Origin of the sequence: Aliiglaciecola sp. NS0011-25, assembly GCF_040370605.1 — a bacterium.
GTDB lineage: Bacteria > Pseudomonadota > Gammaproteobacteria > Enterobacterales > Alteromonadaceae > Aliiglaciecola > Aliiglaciecola lipolytica_A.
Genome location: NZ_BAABWR010000008.1, coordinates 165,342 through 186,660, shown reverse-complemented (window position 1 = coordinate 186,660; position 21,319 = coordinate 165,342). Strand labels below are relative to the sequence as shown.

Annotated in this window: 19 protein-coding genes; 18 read left to right on the top strand and 1 reads right to left on the bottom strand. The window is 39.3% G+C overall.

The annotated features are described in order from the left end of the window. Positions 1 to 40: 40 nt before the first annotated feature. Entirely contained in the window at positions 41 to 319 is a 279-nt protein-coding gene (locus ABWV72_RS09135; RefSeq protein ID WP_353370146.1) for a PqqD family protein, read from the top strand. 47 nt (positions 320 to 366) lie between these two features. Further along, the gene (locus tag ABWV72_RS09130; protein WP_342806453.1) at positions 367 to 858 is read left to right on the top strand and encodes a lasso peptide biosynthesis B2 protein; all 492 of its coding nucleotides are present in this window, start codon (positions 367 to 369) and stop codon (positions 856 to 858) included. 1,662 nt (positions 859 to 2,520) lie between these two features. Here ABWV72_RS09130 and ABWV72_RS09125 read toward each other — a convergent pair. Continuing rightward, entirely contained in the window at positions 2,521 to 4,422 is a 1,902-nt protein-coding gene (locus ABWV72_RS09125) for an asparagine synthase-related protein (RefSeq protein WP_353370143.1), read from the bottom strand. 311 nt (positions 4,423 to 4,733) lie between these two features. On the opposite strand from ABWV72_RS09125, the gene ABWV72_RS09120 reads away from it, so the two are divergent. The 16 genes from ABWV72_RS09120 (at position 4,734) to ABWV72_RS09045 (ending at position 21,214) form a co-directional block, all read left to right on the top strand. After that, positions 4,734 to 5,405, top strand: a complete 672-nt coding sequence (locus ABWV72_RS09120; RefSeq protein WP_353370141.1) for a PEP-CTERM sorting domain-containing protein — start codon at positions 4,734 to 4,736, stop codon at positions 5,403 to 5,405. A 30-nt stretch (positions 5,406 to 5,435) separates the two neighbouring features. Beyond that, the gene (locus ABWV72_RS09115) at positions 5,436 to 5,597 is read left to right on the top strand and encodes a lasso RiPP family leader peptide-containing protein (RefSeq protein WP_342806461.1); all 162 of its coding nucleotides are present in this window, start codon (positions 5,436 to 5,438) and stop codon (positions 5,595 to 5,597) included. A gap of 65 nt (positions 5,598 to 5,662) precedes the next feature. Beyond that, positions 5,663 to 6,742, top strand: a complete 1,080-nt coding sequence (locus ABWV72_RS09110; RefSeq protein WP_353370139.1) for a hypothetical protein — start codon at positions 5,663 to 5,665, stop codon at positions 6,740 to 6,742. A gap of 20 nt (positions 6,743 to 6,762) precedes the next feature. Further along, positions 6,763 to 8,166: an undecaprenyl-phosphate glucose phosphotransferase gene (locus ABWV72_RS09105; protein ID WP_353370137.1), complete on the top strand. Its 1,404-nt coding sequence runs from the start codon at positions 6,763 to 6,765 to the stop codon at positions 8,164 to 8,166. 17 nt (positions 8,167 to 8,183) lie between these two features. After that, the gene (locus tag ABWV72_RS09100) at positions 8,184 to 9,188 is read left to right on the top strand and encodes an NAD-dependent epimerase (RefSeq protein ID WP_353370135.1); all 1,005 of its coding nucleotides are present in this window, start codon (positions 8,184 to 8,186) and stop codon (positions 9,186 to 9,188) included. Positions 9,189 to 9,270: 82 nt separating this feature from the next. After that, the gene (locus tag ABWV72_RS09095; protein WP_353370133.1) at positions 9,271 to 10,785 is read left to right on the top strand and encodes a hypothetical protein; all 1,515 of its coding nucleotides are present in this window, start codon (positions 9,271 to 9,273) and stop codon (positions 10,783 to 10,785) included. A 3-nt stretch (positions 10,786 to 10,788) separates the two neighbouring features. Then, positions 10,789 to 12,162, top strand: a complete 1,374-nt coding sequence (gene wzy, locus ABWV72_RS09090) for an O-antigen polysaccharide polymerase Wzy (RefSeq protein ID WP_353370131.1) — start codon at positions 10,789 to 10,791, stop codon at positions 12,160 to 12,162. Then, complete coding sequence (locus tag ABWV72_RS09085) at positions 12,159 to 12,659, top strand: acyltransferase (protein ID WP_353370129.1); 501 nt, start codon at positions 12,159 to 12,161, stop codon at positions 12,657 to 12,659. Before wzy ends, ABWV72_RS09085 begins: the two co-directional genes overlap by 4 nt. Then, positions 12,656 to 13,726, top strand: a complete 1,071-nt coding sequence (locus tag ABWV72_RS09080) for a glycosyltransferase (protein ID WP_353370127.1) — start codon at positions 12,656 to 12,658, stop codon at positions 13,724 to 13,726. The genes ABWV72_RS09085 and ABWV72_RS09080 overlap by 4 nt, the downstream gene beginning before the upstream one ends. After that, entirely contained in the window at positions 13,716 to 14,516 is an 801-nt protein-coding gene (locus ABWV72_RS09075) for a sulfotransferase domain-containing protein (protein ID WP_353370125.1), read from the top strand. The genes ABWV72_RS09080 and ABWV72_RS09075 overlap by 11 nt, the downstream gene beginning before the upstream one ends. Further along, the gene (locus ABWV72_RS09070) at positions 14,513 to 15,610 is read left to right on the top strand and encodes a glycosyltransferase family 4 protein (RefSeq protein ID WP_353370123.1); all 1,098 of its coding nucleotides are present in this window, start codon (positions 14,513 to 14,515) and stop codon (positions 15,608 to 15,610) included. The genes ABWV72_RS09075 and ABWV72_RS09070 overlap by 4 nt, the downstream gene beginning before the upstream one ends. After that, positions 15,591 to 16,157 (top strand): putative colanic acid biosynthesis acetyltransferase, encoded by a 567-nt coding sequence (locus ABWV72_RS09065; RefSeq protein WP_353370121.1) that lies wholly within the window; start codon positions 15,591 to 15,593, stop codon positions 16,155 to 16,157. Before ABWV72_RS09070 ends, ABWV72_RS09065 begins: the two co-directional genes overlap by 20 nt. 464 nt (positions 16,158 to 16,621) lie before the next feature. After that, the gene (locus ABWV72_RS09060) at positions 16,622 to 17,881 is read left to right on the top strand and encodes a glycosyltransferase WbuB (protein ID WP_353370119.1); all 1,260 of its coding nucleotides are present in this window, start codon (positions 16,622 to 16,624) and stop codon (positions 17,879 to 17,881) included. After that, entirely contained in the window at positions 17,878 to 18,999 is a 1,122-nt protein-coding gene (gmd, locus tag ABWV72_RS09055) for a GDP-mannose 4,6-dehydratase (RefSeq protein ID WP_353370117.1), read from the top strand. Before ABWV72_RS09060 ends, gmd begins: the two co-directional genes overlap by 4 nt. A 778-nt stretch (positions 19,000 to 19,777) precedes the next feature. Further along, positions 19,778 to 20,737: a GDP-L-fucose synthase gene (fcl, locus tag ABWV72_RS09050; protein ID WP_353370115.1), complete on the top strand. Its 960-nt coding sequence runs from the start codon at positions 19,778 to 19,780 to the stop codon at positions 20,735 to 20,737. A gap of 24 nt (positions 20,738 to 20,761) precedes the next feature. Further along, positions 20,762 to 21,214 (top strand): GDP-mannose mannosyl hydrolase, encoded by a 453-nt coding sequence (locus tag ABWV72_RS09045; RefSeq protein WP_353370113.1) that lies wholly within the window; start codon positions 20,762 to 20,764, stop codon positions 21,212 to 21,214. Positions 21,215 to 21,319: the final 105 nt, after the last annotated feature.

The following is a 21,319-nucleotide window of genomic DNA, read 5'->3' as shown; positions in this document are numbered from 1 at the left end:
ATAGCAGATCAGCCAAAACTAACACTGAATAGGACGTAAGATGCTGAATAGCAATACCAAATATAAACTTTCAGATAAGGCGTTATTTCAAAAAGTCGTTGATGAAACGGTGATATTAGACTCCATTAGCGGACAATATTACACCTTGGATCCCATTGGAACAGAAATGGTCGAAGCGCTAACCACTGGCAAGTCTGTGTCACAGGTGGTTGCTTTAATCGAACAAAGTTATGACGCCCAAGCTGAAAATATCCAAGCCGATTTGGCAGAACTCATTAGCAAAATGAGCGACAAAGGATTACTAGAAGAAATTCAGTAGGAATCGAGATTTGATTAAGGGATGTGGGTGAAACAAGGGAAATGAAAATGATGCAACTGATCACCTCTCTACCCACCATAGTGCACGCCTATTGGTTATTGGCGAAATGGGATTGGCGAATATCCAAACAGCCCTACAAAAAATGGAAAAAGCATCTCGATTCAAGTTTGTCAGTTAGCAGTCCAAGCAACCAGTTTGACGCCTATCCACAGCAAAAATATCTTCAGCAATCAATCCTGTTTGCCAAAGTCACGCGACATCATTACCGACCAATGAATTGTTTACGTCGCTGCCTAGCGCTGCAAGAGCTGTTATTGAGCAAAAACATGCCGTCGAGATTACACATTGGCGTCAGATTCACCACCCCAAATCCATCACAAAGCCCCGCAATAGAACCAAGCACAGGCAAAACATTACAAGCCCATTCTTGGTTAACCATCAACGGATTTATCATTAACGACAGCAAAGAAGTGGTAAGTACCTACACAGAAATAACCAATAAAAGCCAATTTTTCCAAACAAGCATTTCCTCAATGTAAACCGCCTGAGCAAACATATTACATTCCATGGCCTAAAGGCCATGCTACGGTTTTTTTGTAGGCGGGTGTTTTAACCCCGCGCGAACATACGAGATTCCACGGCCTAAAGGCCATGCTACGGATTTTATTGTAGGCGGGTGTTTTAGCCCCGCGGGAATATGCAAGATTCTATGGCCTAAAGACCATGCTACGTTTTTTTTGTAGGCGGGTGTTTTAACCCCGCGGGAACATGCAAGATTCCATGGCCTAAAGGCCATGCTACGGGCCCCGCGCGAACATGCGAGAATCCATGGCCTAAAGGCCATGCTACGGATTTTTTTGTAGGCGGGCGTTTTAACCCCGCGCGAACATGTCAGATTCCACGGCCTAAAGGCCATGCTACGGTTTTTATTGTAGGCGGGTGTTTTAACCCCGCGGGAACATACGAGATTCCATGGCCTAAAGGCCATGCTACGGGGTTTTTATTGTAGGCGGGTGTTTTAACCCCGCGGGAACATGCGAGATTTCATGGCCTAAAGGCCATGCTACGATTTTTTTGTGGGCGGGCGCTTTAACCCCGCGGGAACGTACAAGATTCCATGGCCTGAAGGCCATGCTACGGTTTTTATTGTAGGCGGGTGTTTTAACCCCGCGGGAATGTGCCAGATTCCATGGCCTGAAGGCCATGCTACGGATTTTTTTGTAGGCGGGTGTTTTAACCCCGCGGGAATGTGCAAGATTTCATGGCCTAAAGGCCATGCTACGGTTTTATTGTAGGCGGTTGCTTTAGCCCCGCGGGAATGTACGAGATTCCATGGCCTGAAGGCCATGCTACGGATTTTATTGTAGGCGGGTGTTTTAGCCCCGCGGGAACATGCAAGGTTTCATGGCCTAAAGGCCATGCTACGATTTTTTTGTAAGCGGGTGTTTTAACCCGGCGGGAACATACGAGATTCTATGGCCTGAAGGCCATGCTACGGATTTTTTGTAGGCGGGCGCTTTAACCCCGCGGGAACATGCGAGATTTCATGGCCTAAAGGCCATGCTACGATTTTTTTGTGGGCGGGCGCTTTAACCCCGCGGGAACGTACAAGATTCCATGGCCTGAAGGCCATGCTACGATTTTTTTGTAGGCGGGTGTTTTAACCCCGCGGGAATGTGCGAGATTCCATGGCCTAAAGGCCATGCTACGATTTATTTGTAGGCGGGTGTTTTAACCCCGCGGGAATGTGCAAGATTTCATGGCCTAAAGGCCATGCTACGGTTTTATTGTAGGCGGTTGCTTTAACCCCGCGGGAATGTGCTAGTTTCTATGGCCTGAAGGCCATGCTACGATTTTTTTGTAGGCGGGCGCTTTAGCCCCGCGGGAATGTGCCAGATTCTATGGCCTGAAGGCCATGCTACGATTTTTTTGTAGGCGGTTGCTTTAGCCCCGCGGGAATGTACGAGATTCCATGGCCTGAAGGCCATGCTACGATTTTTTTGTGGGCGGGCGCTTTAACCCCGCGGAATGTGCAAGATTCCATGGCCTGAAGGCCATGCTACGATTTTTTTGTAGGCGGGTGTTTTAACCCCGCGGGAATGTGCTAGATTCTATGGCCTGAAGGCCATGCTACGGATTTTTTGTAGGCGGGTGTTTTAACCCCGCGGGAACGTACAAGATTCCATGGCCTAAAGGCCGTGCTACAGCATGTGGGTTTGGTACCAGGATTGGGTTAAAATGGCGTACAATAAATCTACGTTCAATGAACCATTTGGTGAATCTACCACCTTATCGAAACTGGCTAACAAGCTTTGGTTATCGACTAATCCTAACTCTTCTAATCCTGGGTGGCTTAAAAGGGCGCGCAACTCGGTTTTATTTTCACGCACCAAATTCGCAAAATGCTGATCAAAAACCGTCTTATTTTGGTCCCAACACACTGTTTTTGGCAAATGACTGTCCATGGCCTTACGCAGCAAATACTTGGGATATCGGCCTTGAATATGCAATTTTTGCGGCACCGCAAAACTAAACTCCGCTATCTGTTTGTTGAAAAACGGATGATGCACGTCAATGCCTAAGGGATCACAAACTTGCTGGTAAGAACGCATACTGTTAAATGTTGAGGTGGTAAACAAACCTTCATAACGGGCGCGCTTTGCCCATTGATTACTTTGCGCAAACGGATTGTGCTTTTCCACCGACTTCAACATCTCTTGCTGCTCCACCCCTAACCAAACCGGGAAATGCTCGGCATCTACAGGCTGCTTACCCAACAAGGTTAACAAAGATGCTGGCAACAAAGGCTTAACCAACACTTGCAGCATTATAGTCAATGGCGACATCCCTAACTGTTGCGCCGAATTATACACTTCTTTAATCACTCCCAACTCACCATTGGCTAGCCTGTCACGGTAAGCAAAGCTATGGCCCCAACACATTTCATCACCACCGTTGCCGGTAAATAAATGATGACCGCCCAATTGCTGAATCATTTCCGCTTCTTGGGTGTACTTAGGTGAAGCCACTACGCCAGGATTCTGCAACTGAGTTGGATAAAGCTGCGCAAATGAAAGGTTATTAAATTGATCAAGCTCGACATAATGACTATGTTGCAGTTTTAAAAATGCACGCATCGCTTCTATTTTATCTATTTCGTCGCAACTTTCGGTATTTCGATAAGTATGAGAGATGGAATGCAACGCAAACTCATCGGGCTCAACACCACCGGCTGGCTGTTCAATCAACGAATTCAAAATTGATGTGATTGACGTTGAATCCATGCCGCCACTCATCTGACTAAAGATAGGCTCGGACGCTTTGTCTAGTTTAGCTACCGGCTTTTCACCTAATTTGGCTACCGGCCTTTCACCTAATTTGGCTACCGGCAGTACCCCTTCAACACTTTGTTTTAATACGTCATAAAACGCCTGCTGATATTCACGTTCACTGGCTAAAACCAACGATTTGCTAGGATCTATATCCCAAAACCGCGCTACGCTAAATTGTTTATTGGCAGTTAAACAGGCCGTATGGGCGAAAGGCAATTGATCAATATTACTGAACATAGATCGATTGGGATCGGGACGGCCGGCTAACCACTGAAGTATTGAAATTTTATCCACTTCAGGTTTACGCATTGATGTCATCAATGCCAAGTCACTGGTCACCAAAAAACACTCATCTAGCCACGCGTAATATAGTGTGCGAGGGTTAAACGCTGAACTACTAAAACGTAAAGTGGCGGATGCTTGATCCCAAGATATAAGATTGAAGCTGGTGTTTAAGCTTTTGATCATCTGCAAGTGATTTTGATCGCTCAAGTTTGTGGGATCGCGATCTTTTAGTGCAGAGCCGCACGGGTTAGGTGCATTTATGCTGTCTATTCTTCCCAGGTTTACATGGTTAAAGTCGAGTTTATTTACACCAGAAATTGCACTTTCTTGGTTTTCAACCTCACCAAGAATTACGCTAATATTTTTGTCGATATTTGTTGTGTAACTATTTGAAATTAATACACTATTTTGTTTTTCATAAAACCCAGAAATAGCATCTAAATAAAATACTGTTTTAGACCCAAAAAGAGCAAGAATCGATTTCATATAATCTTTAGACCTAAATAAAATACAACAATCCGTTAAATTAACCTGTACTATACGCCAAATGTCACGACACTGTCATATCAATTGGTTTTATAACCTTTTGTTTACATTATTTTTTTTCTGTCAAAGTTTTTTACAGATCAATTTTAATTTAACATTTTTTTAACGTGACTTTTCACTCAAGTATATGATAAATATGAATTTATTATTTTCTGGAATAGCTTTTGCATTGATTTAGGCAGTGGTAATAGCAAATTTTGCATATACACAGATTACAAAGTTCAACGAACGAACTAGTTAAGGAGCATCACATGATTAAGAAAATTATTGCGGGATTGTCATTAATAGGTATGAGCCTTAGCGCTCAGTCAGCCCTTTTAATCGATGAGTCAAACATCACTGGTGCTGATATGGGCGGTATCTCTGTAACAGCAATGTTCAGTGACGGAACTACAGATACAGGTATTTGGTCAGCGTTTCCAGACGTTGTTTTAGGCACTGGCGACCCAATTGCTGATGCTGAAGGTTTTTCTGGTGGTGTAGTGACATCAACTTGGTCTTTGACTCAACAAGGTTTCAGTAGCGGTAACGTTGCTCCAAGTGGTGATGTTTATGGAGCCTGGACACTAACTAACTTAGCTTCTGCATCTGCAATTGTTGGCTTTAGCATTGATGGTTCTGTTGCTAATGTTGCTTTTGATATCGACTCTGGTAGCGAAGTTACTCCTTACTCAGGTGTGGGTGTTGCATTTGCTTCAGCAACAAGCGTTGACTCAGTAACTTACAGCGATCAACTAAATGCCGCTTACGGCGATTTGTTTTTTGCACTTGAAGTACTTTTCGGGTCATCTGAACTAGCGATTGATGAAGAATTAGTTTTCGTAGCGGATACTGAAACAGTAAAAGTACCAGAGCCAGCCACTACGGCAATGATCCTGACAGGTTTATTGTTTGGTGCAGCGCGTCTACGTTCTAGAAAATAGTATCAGATTAAATATTTAGGGAGACACGTCATGAATGAAGTAAATGTAAACGATAACGTTAGTGGCAAGAAGCCCTATACTAAGCCAGAGTTAACCAATCCAGGTAACCTAGCTGAATTGACTCAAGGTTATGCAGGTAGCATTCCTGATGAGCAAGGCGGACACACTAAGCGTAATCCTTTTACGGGTTAATCTTTAGTCTGCGAAAGCGACTACCTTAGATTCAAATCAGGATTGAACAGAGGCACTAGTCACCAATGCAAGATAAATATTATTCAACGCCGCTTCATGGCGTTGAATGTTTTTTAGCTGATGCTAATTGCACTGGTGATAAAACTGAACTCTGTGAATTGACTGTTGAACTCGCTTTTGAAGCGGTGAGCATTGACGCAAATCAGCAGCCAATATGGACGTTAAAAGATCAGGGGTTGAGATATTTCAGTGAGTTAAATCTCTACCCGCATTCTTGTCCTCCAGATGTTTCAAATCCATCACTTTCTCATGCTGACAATACAAGCCAAGAAGTAAAGCAGGCTACACCAGCACTTCCAAGCTACATACTCAGCGTTAATTGTGAAGGCAAAGGTCGTTTTCTCATCCAGCAAAACAAAATAACCATTGATTGGGATGAAGGTACGTCTTCCTCCCATTATTTTCAGACCCTGGCGTTAGCGCTCTGGTTAGAAACTCAGCATGTACCTTGTATACATGCAAATGCCTTAAAACGAGCAGATAAAACCTTTGCGCTAGTGGCAAATAGCGGCACAGGTAAATCAACGTTAAGTGCAAAGTTACGACAGACTGGATGTGACTGGCTAACTGATGATATGATGGCGCTGCATCAAGTTGGTGCAAACACAAGAACAGGGAACGCCCCAAAAGTTTACCCCAGTTGGCCAATTGCACGTATGTGGCCCGATTCAGTCGAAAATGCCCTTGGTGGTGAGGTAGCTGTATTAAGGAAAGTACATAATCGCTTTGATAAGCGTTTGATTGAAATGCCAGAGTTGACCGAAGAAAGTAAACATTCTTCAGAATTATCAACAATATATATTCTTAATAGAACTGTAACAGATAACCACGATAATAAGCGGCACTGTCGAATTGAAACTATCAATTCAAGTCAGGCATTAATCTTGCTTTTACAGAATAGTATATTGGGAAATGCCTATTCGGCATTAGAACTAGAAGCCGACAGAATACGCCAACTGTCCACTTTGGTTCAAACAACAAAAGTAAAAATGATCACTTACTCTAGTGGTAAGGAAAATTTGGATTTCGTAAGTAAGGCTATTTTAGAAGACTTGGATACACTCCAACTCCATTCAACTTCTTAAACAGTAAAGGAACTAGATAAATGAACATGCAAAGAGGTATGGTTAAAAACAATACCAACAAGTTTGCGGCTGCTTATCGACTTGTTGATGTAGTAGTGATTCAATTTGCACTTTTTTGTGCAGTATTCGTTTACGGCTTAGATTATACAAAAGACTATTTTACTCTTTCTCTTATCGGTTCGGTGAGCTTTGCGTTAGTTGCTGAATCTTTTGCCCTTTATCGTTCGTGGCGGGCCGGCTTTTTCAAACAGATCGTATTTTATACTTTCCTATGTTGGTTTTGCGCCTGCATGCTGATTCTTGCTTATCTGTTTTTCTTTAAAATAGGTGAAGATTATTCTCGCTTTGCTTTAGCTATATGGTTTTCTATGGCATTTATGGCGCTAGTTGGCTGGCGTATTATGTTTCAGCTATTCCTGCACAATATGCGTCGAAAAGGCTATAATACTCGCAGCATTGCCATTTTCGGTTTGTCTGAAAAAGGCATTCGTCTAGCTAACGAAGTCATGAAAAACCCTGAGACGGGTTATCGTCTTTCGGCGGTATTCGATGATCGTGGCCCAGATCGCTTAGATGACGAATACCACTATTTGCTACACGGTAACGTAGAAAAAGGTATCGACTGTGCCAAGCGCGGCCTGTACGACGTTATCTATATCGCCTTACCCATTAAAGCTCAGCATCGCATACAAGAAATGCTCTATCAATTAGGGGATACCACAGCTAACGTACACGTTGTCCCTGATTTATTTATGTATTGCCTAATGCACGGTGAGATGTCACACGTGGGCGGCGTACAAACCATTAGCGTATACGACAACCCCATGCAAGGGGGTGTCGCCATAGTTAAACGTTTAGAAGATATATTATTGTCTATCGGTATTTTAAGCCTGATCGCGATTCCAATGTTAGCCATAGCCGCAGCAGTCAAATTCACCTCAAAAGGGCCAGTTATCTTCAAACAAGATCGCTACGGCCTAAACGGTAAAAAAATTAAAGTGTGGAAGTTCCGCTCCATGACGGTAACGGAAAACACCGACAACGTAGTGCAAGCCACTAAGGGCGACAGCCGTATTACCAAAGTGGGCGCATTTTTACGCAGAACATCACTCGACGAACTACCGCAGTTCATTAACGTGCTAAAAGGCGATATGTCGGTGATTGGCCCTCGTCCTCACGCCGTAAAACACAACGAAGAGTATAGAAAGTTAGTGGATTACTACATGCTGCGCCATAAAGTAAAACCAGGTATAACCGGTTGGGCACAAGTGAATGGCTGGCGCGGTGAAACTGACACAGTAGATAAAATGAAAATGCGCATCGAATATGACCTTGAGTACATTCGCAATTGGTCGTTATGGATGGATTTTAAAATAGTTATTTTTACCGTATTTCGCAGTTTTAATGACAAGAATGCGTATTGATTTATAAGGATTAGATTTTGAAGTTTCTTGTTACTGGCGCAGTAGGCTTTATAGGGATGCATACTTGCTTAAGGCTCTTAAAAGAAGGTCATGAGATAGTAGGAGTAGACAATTTAAATGCTTATTACAGTGTTACTCTAAAAGAATATAGACTTAAACAACTAGAGCTTTTTGAGAGCTTTCGTTTTATTAAGATGGATATTAGTGATAGGCATGCAATTTCAGACTTGTTCAAAAGAGAACAATTTCAAAGAGTAATTCACCTAGCAGCGCAAGCAGGTGTTAGATATTCCATTGAAGCCCCTTTTGATTATGTTGATAGTAACTTAATAGGTATGATGACAATCTTAGAAGGGTGTCGACATAATAACGTCGAACATCTGATATATGCATCTTCCAGTTCTGTTTACGGGATGAATCCCAAGGTTCCGTTTTCAACGGATGACAGCGTTGATCATCCCGTTTCTCTATATGCAGCGACTAAAAAATCAAATGAATTGATGGCACATTCGTATTCCCATTTATATAACATTCCTACTACAGGGCTAAGATTTTTTACGGTATATGGTCCTGCGGGTAGACCTGATATGGCTCCTTGGCTTTTTACCGAAGCAATAATCAAAGGTGAGCCAATAAAAGTGTTCAATAATGGAGAAATGGAGCGAGATTTTACATATATTGATGACATAGTAGAGGGGATTACTCGAATTCAAAACGAAATTCCAACTATCAATGTTAATAATGACTTAGGTAGCCCGTCTTCAAGTACAGCACCCTATCGGGTTTTTAATATAGGTAATAACAGCAGTGTAAAGCTTGGCGACTTTATTTCTGCTATAGAAACTTCTTGTGGGAAAGGAGCAGAAAAGATCATGTTGCCGATGCAGCCCGGCGATGTGAAGAAGACTTATGCTGATATTGCTAGTTTGATGAAGGTTATTAATTATAAACCTAAAACGAATATTTGTGATGGCGTTTCAGAATTCGTTAAATGGTATAAGTCATATAGTACATATAAATAAAAATATATTAAACGTTATAAACACACTGGCAATAATGCTCAATAAAATTAACCCAGTACTCTAACTAAGTGAATTAATGTAAGTGAAAAGTCGTCAACTCAGCGAAAAGCGGAAAATGTTATATAATGCAACTACAAATTACATTTACTTCTTCTTATTTGCTTTTCTTAATTTCTTACTTAACCCTATTTTTGTAGGACTTCTCGGTACTTATTATTTTGCTATTTGGAAAACTTCTCTAAAGGTATTTGATTTTTTAACTATGTTTGATGGTAGGGCTTCCCAATCTATAAAATGGGTAATAGCTCAACAAAGGAAAAATAAGTTACTTGAGAAACAGTTTAAAAGAGCTGTATTTGAAGCCTTATCGGTAACACTTAAAGCGCTTCCTTACTATATTCTAGTACTTCTAACTTGTTCATTTAGTGTTAATTATCTTTTTGAGGACTTTGTTGAAGAGGACTTTCTTCTTGTTTCGGTTTTTGGATTGTTATTAAGTTTACATTTTTTAATTAATTTGATGTGTGAAGTTATTGACGGAGTTTTTGTCGGTATGAATGAGGCATACAAAAGTAAAAGCTTAAAACTGTTGTTTTTGATTTTCCTTAATCTTTTTATTGTATTGAATTTAATCGCTGGTTTTGGAATTATCGGTATCGCGTTATCATATTTGATATCGACTACTTTACTTCTACTTATCCTAATATTTTTACTCAAGAGAGAGTTTGATTGGTTTAAATTAAAAAGTCTCGGCGAAATAAATCGCGAAAAGACAGTAATACAACCTTTTAGTAAATGGATGTCTGTTTGGGGGTTTTCCGATAAACTTTTTGTAACCCAAGAGCTTTTCTGTATTTCAATTTTACTTGGTACAACAGCAGTTACTTCTTTTATATTTTCTAGTTTTATCCAAGTTTTTTCTCTGTCAGTTACACTTTTGATTGGCTCAGCGGTTATGCCCTATTTGGCAAATGGAAACAAAACAGAGGGGCATTCTAACTTTATAAACGGGATTAAAGTATACAAAGAAATACTATATTTCATCACAAGTATACTTTTTGGCTATATGGTGATCTTTAATGCTAGTTTTGTCTTTTTGTGGATAGGTTCTGATCATTATGTCGGGCAAATAGAAAACTTTTTGCTTAGTTTGCTGTTCGTTTTTATTTCATTAATACGTAGTGATTCTCAAGTAGGAAATTTATCTTTGGACTTAAAGAGTAGAGCGTTATGGTCTTTAATTTTCTGCATTGGAGCTTTTCTTTTTGTTTATATTCTATTCGATTTTTATCCAAATATGACCACCATTTTGACTGTTATTTTAGCATTTAGATGCCTTTTTTATGTTACACAACGAGAACTAGTATACAAAGAAATAAAAGGAGTAGGTTCAGGCGCTAAATTAGTGTGTGTAATATTCTTTTTATCACCCTTAGTAATGTATTTGGGTAGTAATTATTTAGCCGAGTCTTGGTTAAACTTATTTATTATGTCTACTTTGTATTCGGTAATTTTTTCCGCAATATATTATTTGTTCATTCTTGACTCGTCTAGTCGCTCGTTTGTCTTTACGATGTTTCGGAAGGTTATTGGTTGAGTTATGGTTATTTTATTAATTTTATTGACGGTTAATTTTGTTACCTTTTATTTTGTTGGTTATGGCGTTTCCGAATACATAGTCTATTCATCAAGTATTATGTTTGGCCTACTATTTATAGCCTTTGCAAAGAATCGTTTCACAGTATTTAAAGCAATTGATACTAAAATCAATGTGCTTGTTTTATTTACAATATTTTACTTTATATTATTTTATTTGCCCTATCTTACATATTCGTTTGGTTTATCTGACATTTATTACAGCCCGTTTTTTTCTCATACATTTGTAGAGCACTCTAATAAAGCTATAATTTTATCTAATATTGGGTACCTTAGTTTTTTATTAGGAAGAGAAATCCTACCCAATAAAAGCGAAAATTTAAGCCCAGAGAAACAAAGGGATTATAGTTTTTTTGTTACCTCTGTAATTTACATTTTTTTTTCATTGATATTAATCAATCTTCTGGCAACTCTTCCAAAGATGATTCAGGGAGCATATTCCGGTTCTGATGTTGGAAGCAGTACGGAGAATGGACTTTATTTCTTATTAAACCATTTTTCACTTTCAGTCGCGGCTATATTTATCGCTAAGAAAGCTCTCGGTCACAAAATTTCAACATTACTTATGATTTCTATTTTAGTGGTCTTATTTTGGTGTATGGTTCTTTTGGTATTAGGAGATCGTAATACTTTCTTTATTCACGGTATAGTTTTACTTGGGGGATATTTTACATTCTGTCGCAGAATCTCTTATGTGGGCGTTGCTGCAACAGTATTCGTTGGTATTGCTTTGTATGGAGTAATTGAACAAAGCAGAAAACTCGAAGAGCGTTCTTTTTCTTCTATAGCTTCTTCAATATCAGACTCGGAAGATAGCAAAAGCTCTTTTTTCGAAGGGTCATTGAATAACACTACTATTTCTCTTAGAGCTTCAATTTCATATTTGGAAAAAACAGATGAAAGTTTTCAGGGAAAATTTAAAGCAATAGGACTATTGGGTGTTATACCGCTTGTTCGCGGTATGATTGTTGATCCAAATGACCCCTTTACCAACAGTGCAGAAGTTAATACAACAGAAATTCTTGGTGCAAACGCTACTTGGAGTGTTGGGACTAATATAGTATCTGATTCTTATTTGGACTTTGGAGTATATGGGGTAGTCATATTGTTATTCATTGTCGGTCTTTTTACAAAATTTGTTGAAAATGGTGTTCGCCAAAACCATGGCGATCTTCAATACATTGTAATTTACTTATTCTCTTTGGGATTGATCAGTGAGTTACCACGTTATGCTTTTTCCTTTCCAATCAGAAATTTAGTTTGGTTATTTCTATTATTTTTTATATACAAGAAGCTTTTTAAGGTTACAAGAAAATGATTAGACGACTATTTATCTACATATATAAATCACTAAACCCCTTAGGTTACGCTAAGAAGATTGGTGTTCAATTTGGTGATGGGTGCCGGCTAATAAAAGTTGACTTCAGTACTGAACCATACTTGATAAAAATGGGCAATCACGTTAGCGCTACAAAAGTTAGGTTTGAGACTCATGATGGCGGTGTTTGGGTATTCCGAAATGAATTACCAAAACTAGATGTCATAAAAGGAATTAATATAGGGGATAACGTTTTTTTAGGTTATGGAGCGGTAATAATGCCTGGTATTACAATTGGCAGTAACGTAGTTGTTGGTGCTTATTCAGTCGTTACTAAAGATCTCGAAGCCGGTTATGTCTATGGTGGCGTGCCAGCCAGAAAAATTAAGTCTTTAAATGAATACAAGGAAAAAGTTATTTCCACGGGAGTTGAAACCAAGCAACTTGAGGAAAGCGAGAAACGCGAATACTTACTTTCTTTGAGCAAACAAAAATGAAGAAAAAAATTTACTTTCTAATTAATGGTTTTGGTAAAGGGGGAGCACAAAGACAATGTGTTTATTTACTTAATCAACTTCAAAAAAATTTGGAGTTGGAAGTACACCTTATTTATTTTTATGAAGGATTTTACTTTCACCTACTAGAAACAGGAGGGCTCATTCTTCATAAAATAAATTATTCAAGTTTTTATGACCCCAGAAACATTGCTCGAATAAGTAGCATTTTACCTAACGACAAAGTTGTTTTATTTTCTTGGTTAAGATCTTCTGATTTTTATGCTTATTTTTTAAAAAAAATTAAGAGTAACATTTTGTGGATTATGGCAGAAAGAAACTCTAAATATCCTGATAGTATTTTATTCAATTTGAGAAAGAAATTTGCTAAAAAAGCCAATCATATAATTGCAAACTCTGAAAAAGGTGCATCTTACTGGCGTAAAAATAGAATACAAAATGTGAAAATTAGTTTAATAGAAAACGCATTTATACAAGAAAAAGGAAAAAACGACTATTTTAATGATGGTAAATGCAACATCGTTTACGCAGGAAGGCTTGAAGAGCAAAAGAATATTATAAGAACAGCGGAGTTTTTATCCAAATACGTGAGTAAACGTAAGTCAGTGAACTTACATATTTTTGGAGAAGGAAGCCAAGAGGACGTGGTAAAGGGAATCTTTTCGGAATACTTGGGAAGCCAAGTTTTTATGAAACCATTTGAAGAAAAAATAAGCGATATTTTTACATCAGCAGATGTATTCATATCATTGAGTAAATATGAGGGTATGCCCAACTCGGTGGTAGAAAATGCAGCATTAGGCAATAAGATGTTGCTTAGCGATATTGACGAACATAAAAATATTGTCGGACGGAATTATAAATATTTGTTACCTATCGAATTTGACATAAATGAGTCTTGTTTAATGTTAGATAACCTCATATCTGCTCCGGTGGAAAGTATTAAATTTGAGCACATTGAGGAGATAATGGCGAAGTGCACATTAGAAAAAGTAGCGAATCAATACTTTAATATATTTTGTAAGGTGCTCAATAATTATGATAATTGAAAAAATAGAGAAATGTCTGAGGTCCCGTTGGGAGGTACCGGCTAAACAAAACACTAATGCAGTTTTACTTGCGTCTTTCCCTAAGTCTGGGAATACTTGGTTGAGATTTGTTTTTTCCAATGTTATTGCAGAAAAGACAAACTTTCCTCAAGAGGTAAACTTCGACAATATACAATTACTGGCCCCTGAGATTAGGGGAAATAGAAATTTAGACAACGCCATTTTTTCAAATGAATGCCCTACATTTCTAAAAACACATTTTTATAATACTCGTAAGTGTAAAGAGTATAAATCGGTAGTCTTATTTCGAGAGCCACAAAAAGCGCTCGTATCGTACTATAAATATATGACTAATGAGCAAGGAAAGAATTATAGCTCTTTCGAAAGGTTTTTAAATTCATCGAGAGTAGGTATCGATTATTGGTCGTTGTTTCATCGCAGTTGGCTTAGTTCCGAAAACACTATTTTTGTTTCTTATGATGATCTCATTAAAAATCAATTTGTAGGTATTACCCAAATATTAGATCTACTTGGGTATCAAATCGAAGAACCAATTATTAGTAATAGTTTACTTTTATCGTCTCGTGAAAATATGGCGAAGTTAGAATCGTTGTACGGTGATCCGAATAAAAAAAATACTGATTTTAAATTTGTTTCGAATAATGAAAATAGATACGCAGAGTTATTTAAGGAAAACCCAGAATTGGCGCGAAAAGTTAAAAGTCTTACACCAATTTACGATGCTTTGCTGGCAAAAAAGATTAAAATTTCAGAGGCAGGGGAATCGTGATTGCATTGCTTGACCGAGCCAAACCGATACATGGTATGTCAAACATAAATGAATCGATACTCAAAGAGTTAAGAGAGTCTAAGCATGTTTATGTTTTAAATACGGTACCTTCCTACGCTGCATTTTTATTCCCTGGAAAGTTGTGGGTATTTATTAAAATATTCCATACTATTGTCTCTTATTTTCGGCTATTGATTACTCTGACTTTTAGAAAACACAAAACAATATATCGTCCAATCAATGGTGGTTCAGGTCAGATATTTGACGTTGTATTTTTTATCATTTGTAAAGCTTTCAATTCACACTTATATATCCATCACCATTCATTCAGTTACCTCAATAACAAAAGTAGACTGTTTTTTATTTTGAATAAACTCTTGGGTGATAAAACTGTCCACGTCGCTCTAGGTGCCAAAATGAAGGAAAAACTTATAGAGCTTTATGCTATTCCTGAAAATAATATTGTGGTGTTATCCAATCTAGCCTTTTTTCCTAAATCAGTAGAGTCGAGTGTCACTGAAAGAAAAAGCAAATTAGTGATAGGGCATCTTGCTAATTTGAGTATCGATAAAGGTTTAGATATTTTTATTGATGTTTGTATAGCGCTCAAAGAAGCAGGTGTTGATTTTCATGCGAGGGTGGCTGGGCCCTTCTCAAGTGAAGCTGAAAAAACACTCTTAGAAAGAGCTTTACAAGATTTGAAAGAGGTAGAGTATGTTGGTTCTGTTTACGGACATGAGAAACAAAAATTTTTTCAATCATTAGATTGTTTCGTATTTCCGTCGAAATATCAAAATGAAGCTGAACCACTTGTATTGTATGAAGCAGCTCAATTTGGTGGACTCTTAATTGGTTCTCAAAGGGGGTGTATGAAAGATGTGATTGGTTGTTTAGGTGGGTTTTCTTTTGAAGAAAATAAAAACTTAGCCGAAGAATTTGTTCTTTCAATCCTAAATGCTCAAAAATGTAATTTGTTTGCTAATGATGCGCGTTTGGCAAGAATAAATCTGTTCAACAAGCAAAAAGAAGTTACAGATGGAACCCTTAGTCAACTTATTAATGGAATGATACAAGATGACATATCAAAACCTTAGTCGCTTTCGCGTGCCTGCAGGCTTTCGGGGGCGTAATGCATTATGGGTGCAACTCTGGTGGCTCGTACAAGCGAGCTTATTTGCTTGGTCTCCTCAGTTCGCTTATAAATGGCGAAATTGGTTACTTCGGCTATTTGGAGCAAAAATTGGTACTGGCGTAATTATTCGACCAACGGTAAAAATTACATACCCTTGGAAATTAACTGTCGGGGATTATGCTTGGGTCGGTGATGAAGCAGAGCTTTATACTCTAGGTGAGATTACTATTGGTAATAATGCAGTGGTCTCGCAAAAGTGTTATCTCTGCACAGGTTCCCACGACTTTGAAGTAGAAACTTTTGATATCTATGCAAAACCCATAGTGATTGAGCCTGAAGCTTGGTTGGCAACGGATGTATTTGTTGCTCCTGGTATAACTATTTGCAAAGGAGCTTTAGTTGGGGCGAGAAGTTCCGTTTTTGAGGACATGCCAAGTGGCATGATCTGCCTAGGGTACCCGGCTAAACCAGTTAAAAAAAGGCAAGTAACAGGTCAATCGACGACGTGATCCTTCTTAGGACTATGAAGCTGATCATTTATGGTGCAACGATTGGCTTAACTGCCTTTTAATGAGACAATCTCGACTATAGAAATAGAGACTTAACACCCGCATCTTAGTATTGGTTAGTCTGTAAAAAATGTTTCTCTTTTCCAAATCTATCTGTCACAGAGTATTCAGTTACATAAGTACTGTTTTTTTGGCAAAAGTGAACGCTCGTTGTTTTGAAGCCTTAGTTTTTGTAAATTTCAAATTATTGCAACAAATTTACAGTAAATTCTAGTTTACTGGTAAGAGACTTGCATATTGCACAACAAATGGTAGGGGAATTTACCTTTTTGACCCATAGTTATTTTGTAGCTGATTTAAGGCTGTATAAACAAGTACTAAAAATGCTTGAAAAATAAAGAACAGAACAGTCTAGGAAATGGTTCGAGCGTGAATTTAGTTGGCAATTTTGATAGGGATATAGCTTGAAGCTGCTTTTAAAAAGTTTAAATTATGCGCCGGAATTAACTGGAATCGGCAAGTACAACGGTGAGATGTGTGAAGCGTTTGTGGAAAGAGGTGTGAACGTAACTGCTATTGTCGCGCCTCCATATTATCCCGAGTGGAAAGTTCACACTGGCTATCGTAAGTTTTGGTTTAAGTCTGAAATTAAAAACGGTGTAGAGCTAGTTCGTTGCCCTTTGTATGTCCCTGAAAAAGTTACCACCATTAAGCGTTTACTGCATTTAGCTACCTTTGCCTTTAGTTCCGGTTTGGCCCTTTTTAGTCGTCTTTTTAAAAAGCCGGACGTGATTATTTTGGTTCAACCTACCTTGTTCTGTGCGCCTTTAACTTTGTTGTATGCCAAATTAATTGGCACTAAAACGGTTTTACACATTCAAGACTTTGAAGTCGATGCAATATTTGGTCTTGGGTTAATGGGGGATGGTAAAGCTGCAAGTGTCGCTAAGAGAATTGAACGTTGGTTAATGTCTGGTTTCGATGCGGTATCGACTATTTCTTATAGTATGTTAGAAAACGCGAAAAAAAAGGGTGTGCCAGAACAGAAATTAATTCATTTTCCCAATTGGTCAGATACTACTTTTGTAGCTCCAGACACCGACGGTTCTGTTTTGCGCCAAGATTGGGGATTTAGTAACCAAGATAAAATTGTACTTTATGCTGGTAACATGGGCGCGAAGCAAGGCTTGGAAATTGTTTTAGATGCTGCCAGTGCTTTACGAGAAAACAGCCAAATCAAATTTGTATTTGTTGGCGCAGGGGCTATTGTTGATAAGCTAAAAACAATGGCAAGTGATCTTGAATTGTCGAATGTGTATTTTAAGCCCTTGCAACCTTGGGAGTTAGTACCCCAATTGCTTGCTATGGCTGATATCCATTTGGTGATTCAGAAAAAAGGTGCTGCCGATGCGGTTTTACCTTCAAAACTAACCAATATATTATCTGCCGGTGGTCATGCAATTGTCACCGCGGAAGAAGATACCGAATTGGGGCGTATTGAAAAAGAACAGCCTGGCATCTATGAGTGTATTGAGCCGGAAAGTATTGGTACACTAGTGTCAGCAATAGAAAACTCTATTAAAAAGAACACAACTAAACACAATGAGGTAGCACGAAAGTTTGCGCTGTCCCATTTAGATAAAAATGTCATCATTGATAGATTTATTAGTAGATTAACAGAGATAACGGAATCAAATTCAGATTTTGCAAAGGAAATAAAATGACAAAAAAAGTCGCATTGGTAACTGGGGTTACAGGTCAAGACGGTTCTTACCTGGCTGAGTTCTTATTAGAAAAAGGTTATGAAGTTCACGGTATTAAACGTCGTGCTTCATTATTTAATACTCAGCGTGTTGATCATATTTATGAAGATCCACATGTTGAAAATGCTAACTTCAAGTTACATTACGGCGACTTATCTGACTCGTCTAACTTAATCCGCATTATGCGTGAAGTTCAGCCTGATGAAGTCTACAACTTGGGCGCTCAGTCTCACGTTGCGGTTTCATTTGAAGCGCCAGAATATACTGCTGATGTGGATGCTTTAGGTACTTTGCGCCTGTTAGAAGCGATTCGTTTCTTAGGTTTAGAAAAGAAAACGAAATTTTACCAAGCCTCTACGTCAGAGCTTTACGGTGAAGTACAAGAAATTCCACAAAAAGAAACCACGCCATTCCACCCACGTTCACCTTATGCCGTGGCAAAAATGTACGCTTACTGGATAGCAGTAAACTACCGTGAATCCTATGGTATTTATGCCTGTAACGGTATTTTGTTTAACCATGAGTCTCCGCGTCGTGGTGAAACCTTTGTAACACGTAAAATTACTCGTGCTATTGCGAACATTGCCCAAGGCCTAGAAAAGTGTTTGTTCCTAGGAAATATGGATGCATTGCGTGACTGGGGTCATGCAAAAGACTACGTTCGTATGCAATGGATGATGTTGCAACAAGACAAGCCAGAAGATTTTGTTATTGCAACTGGTAAACAGATTTCTGTACGTGAGTTTGTTCGTATGTCTGCAGCAGAAGCCGGTATTACTCTTGAATTTAGCGGCGAAGGTGTAGATGAAATTGCTACCGTTACTGCTGTTAGCGGTGACGATGCACCAGGTGTAAGTGTTGGTGATGTGATTGTGAAAGTTGACCCACGTTATTTCCGTCCAGCAGAAGTAGAAACCTTGTTAGGCGACCCTTCAAAAGCCAAAGAAAAACTAGGTTGGGTACCAGAGATCACAGTAGAAGAAATGTGTGCCGAAATGGTTCGCAGTGATTTGGATAAAGCCAAGCAACATGCCTTGTTAAAAGAACACGGTTATTCGTTAGCAGTATCCAGAGAATAGTAAGGCAAAACTCCTTGTAGGCTCGGGCTTCAGCCCGGGTGAAAATTGCAATAGCGAAGCTGTTTTTGATAACGGTGCTCTATGGGCTAAAGCCCATGCTACAAAATAAAAGCGGTTTAAAATTCGTTGTAGGCTCGAGCTTTAGCCCGGGTGAAAATTGCATTACCGAAGCTGTTTTTGATATTGGTACTCCATGGGCTAAAGCCCATGCTACAAAATGAAACGGGTTAAAATTCGTTTTAGGCTCGGGCTTCAGCCCGAGTGAAATATTTCAAATGCCGGTATTGTTTTTTACATCGGTGTCCATGGGCTAAAGCCCATGCTACAAATTAAAACGGGTTAAAATTCGTTGTAGGCTTGGGCTTCAGCCCGAGTGAAATATTTCAAATGCCGGTATTATTTTTTACATCGGTGTCCATGGGCTAAAGCCCATGCTACAAAATGAAACGGACGAAAATTCGGTGTAGGCTTGGGCTTCAGCCCGGGTGAAAATTGCAATAGCGAAGCTGTTTTTGATAACGGTGCTCTATGGGCTAAAGCCCATGCTACAAAATGAAACGGGTTAAAATTCGTTGTAGGCTCGGGCTTCAGCCCGGGTGGAATTGCATTACCGAAGCTGTTTTTGATATCGGTGTTCCATGGGCTGAAGCCCATGCTACAAAATAAAACGGACGAAAATTCGTTGTAGGCTCGGGCTTTAGCCCAGGCAATATTATCGCCTTTTGTATACCGAGGGTTTATCTCGGTGAAATGACTATTATTTAAAGAGTAAATCAACATGAAAAAAGTTTTTGTTGCAGGCCACAGAGGCATGGTGGGTTCCGCCATCGTTCGTCAGCTGACAAAACAAGGTGATGTGGAAATTGTCACTAAAACTCGCAAAGAGCTAGATTTGACTAGCCAAGCCGAAGTCAGTGAGTTTTTTGCTAAAGAAAACATCGAACAAGTGTATTTAGCTGCAGCAAAAGTAGGTGGGATCATTGCTAACAACACTTATCCTGCTGAATTTATTTATGAAAACTTGATGATCCAATGCAACATTATCAACAGTGCTCATGTTGCTGGTGTTCAAGATTTATTGTTTTTAGGTTCCTCTTGTATTTATCCTAAGTTGGCTGAACAGCCAATGTCAGAAGATGCGCTGCTTACCGGTACACTTGAACCAACTAACGAACCTTATGCCATTGCGAAAATCGCCGGTATCAAGCTGTGTGAATCATACAACCGCCAATATGGCCGTAATTACCGTTCAGTGATGCCTACCAACTTGTATGGTGAAAACGATAACTTCCACCCTGAAAACTCTCATGTTATTCCAGCCCTTATTCGCCGTTTCCATGAAGCGAAATTGGAAGGTAAATCTGAAGTGGTAGCTTGGGGAAGTGGTAAGCCAATGCGTGAGTTTTTGCATGTGGATGATATGGCTGCCGCCTCTATCTATGTGATGCAACTAGACAACGCTACTTACGAAGCGAATACCCAGCCAATGCTTAGTCACATTAATGTGGGTACAGGTGTTGATTGTACTATTCGTGAATTAGTTGAGACAGTCGCTAAGGTAACAGGCTACGAAGGTGAGATTAGCTTTGATGCATCTAAACCCGACGGTGCTCCTCGTAAACTAATGAACGTATCGCGCTTAAAAGACTTAGGTTGGCAGTACAGCATTTCATTAGAAGATGGGTTAGCCAGTACGTATGAGTGGTTCTTAGCAAACCAAGATAGCTTTAGAAAATAAGCTTAGTATTAAATAAGAAAACATATGTTTTTAGACAAACCAACCTTTAGTACTGTCATTGCCAGCACACCGCTGGTATCTATTGATTTGGTGATCACCAATGAAAACAATGAAGCGCTGCTTGGGCAGCGCTTAAATCGCCCTGCTAAAGGTTATTGGTTTGTGCCAGGCGGTCGTATTCTAAAAGACGAACCCTTAACTGAAGCGTTTAAGCGTTTGACCGAAGAAGAGTTAGGCGAAGTGTTTACTATGGAGCAAGCCACTCTACTAGGCCCATATGATCATTTTTATCAAGATAATGTGTTTGGGGACGAGTTTAGCACCCATTATGTAGCTATTGCCTACAAGTTAAAATTAACCCAGCCATTAGAAAACCTGCCATTAGATAAACAGCATGGCAGTTATCAGTGGATGCCAATCACCGAATTGTTAAACAACGATGCCGTACATAAACATACCAAATGGTATTTCATGTAACTTGGTATTCGTTAACTCTCCCAATGTAGCATGGGCTTCAGCCCATGGAATCAGATATCAATCATTCTCGCGGGGCTAAAGCACCCACCTACAGGTGGTAACAAC

Excerpts from the sequence above, each read along its gene's own strand:
- ABWV72_RS09105 (WP_353370137.1), top strand. The coding sequence starts at position 6,763 with ATGAACATGCAAAGAGGTATGGTTAAAAACAATACCAACAAGTTTGCG.
- ABWV72_RS09085 (WP_353370129.1), top strand. The coding sequence starts at position 12,159 with ATGATTAGACGACTATTTATCTACATATATAAATCACTAAACCCCTTA.
- wzy (WP_353370131.1), top strand. The coding sequence starts at position 10,789 with ATGGTTATTTTATTAATTTTATTGACGGTTAATTTTGTTACCTTTTAT.
- ABWV72_RS09130 (WP_342806453.1), top strand. The coding sequence starts at position 367 with ATGATGCAACTGATCACCTCTCTACCCACCATAGTGCACGCCTATTGG.
- ABWV72_RS09110 (WP_353370139.1), top strand. The coding sequence starts at position 5,663 with ATGCAAGATAAATATTATTCAACGCCGCTTCATGGCGTTGAATGTTTT.
- ABWV72_RS09075 (WP_353370125.1), top strand. The coding sequence starts at position 13,716 with ATGATAATTGAAAAAATAGAGAAATGTCTGAGGTCCCGTTGGGAGGTA.
- ABWV72_RS09080 (WP_353370127.1), top strand. The coding sequence starts at position 12,656 with ATGAAGAAAAAAATTTACTTTCTAATTAATGGTTTTGGTAAAGGGGGA.
- fcl (WP_353370115.1), top strand. The coding sequence starts at position 19,778 with ATGAAAAAAGTTTTTGTTGCAGGCCACAGAGGCATGGTGGGTTCCGCC.
- ABWV72_RS09125 (WP_353370143.1), bottom strand. The coding sequence starts at position 4,422 with ATGAAATCGATTCTTGCTCTTTTTGGGTCTAAAACAGTATTTTATTTA.
- ABWV72_RS09120 (WP_353370141.1), top strand. The coding sequence starts at position 4,734 with ATGATTAAGAAAATTATTGCGGGATTGTCATTAATAGGTATGAGCCTT.
- ABWV72_RS09135 (WP_353370146.1), top strand. The coding sequence starts at position 41 with ATGCTGAATAGCAATACCAAATATAAACTTTCAGATAAGGCGTTATTT.
- gmd (WP_353370117.1), top strand. The coding sequence starts at position 17,878 with ATGACAAAAAAAGTCGCATTGGTAACTGGGGTTACAGGTCAAGACGGT.
- ABWV72_RS09045 (WP_353370113.1), top strand. The coding sequence starts at position 20,762 with ATGTTTTTAGACAAACCAACCTTTAGTACTGTCATTGCCAGCACACCG.
- ABWV72_RS09115 (WP_342806461.1), top strand. The coding sequence starts at position 5,436 with ATGAATGAAGTAAATGTAAACGATAACGTTAGTGGCAAGAAGCCCTAT.
- ABWV72_RS09065 (WP_353370121.1), top strand. The coding sequence starts at position 15,591 with ATGACATATCAAAACCTTAGTCGCTTTCGCGTGCCTGCAGGCTTTCGG.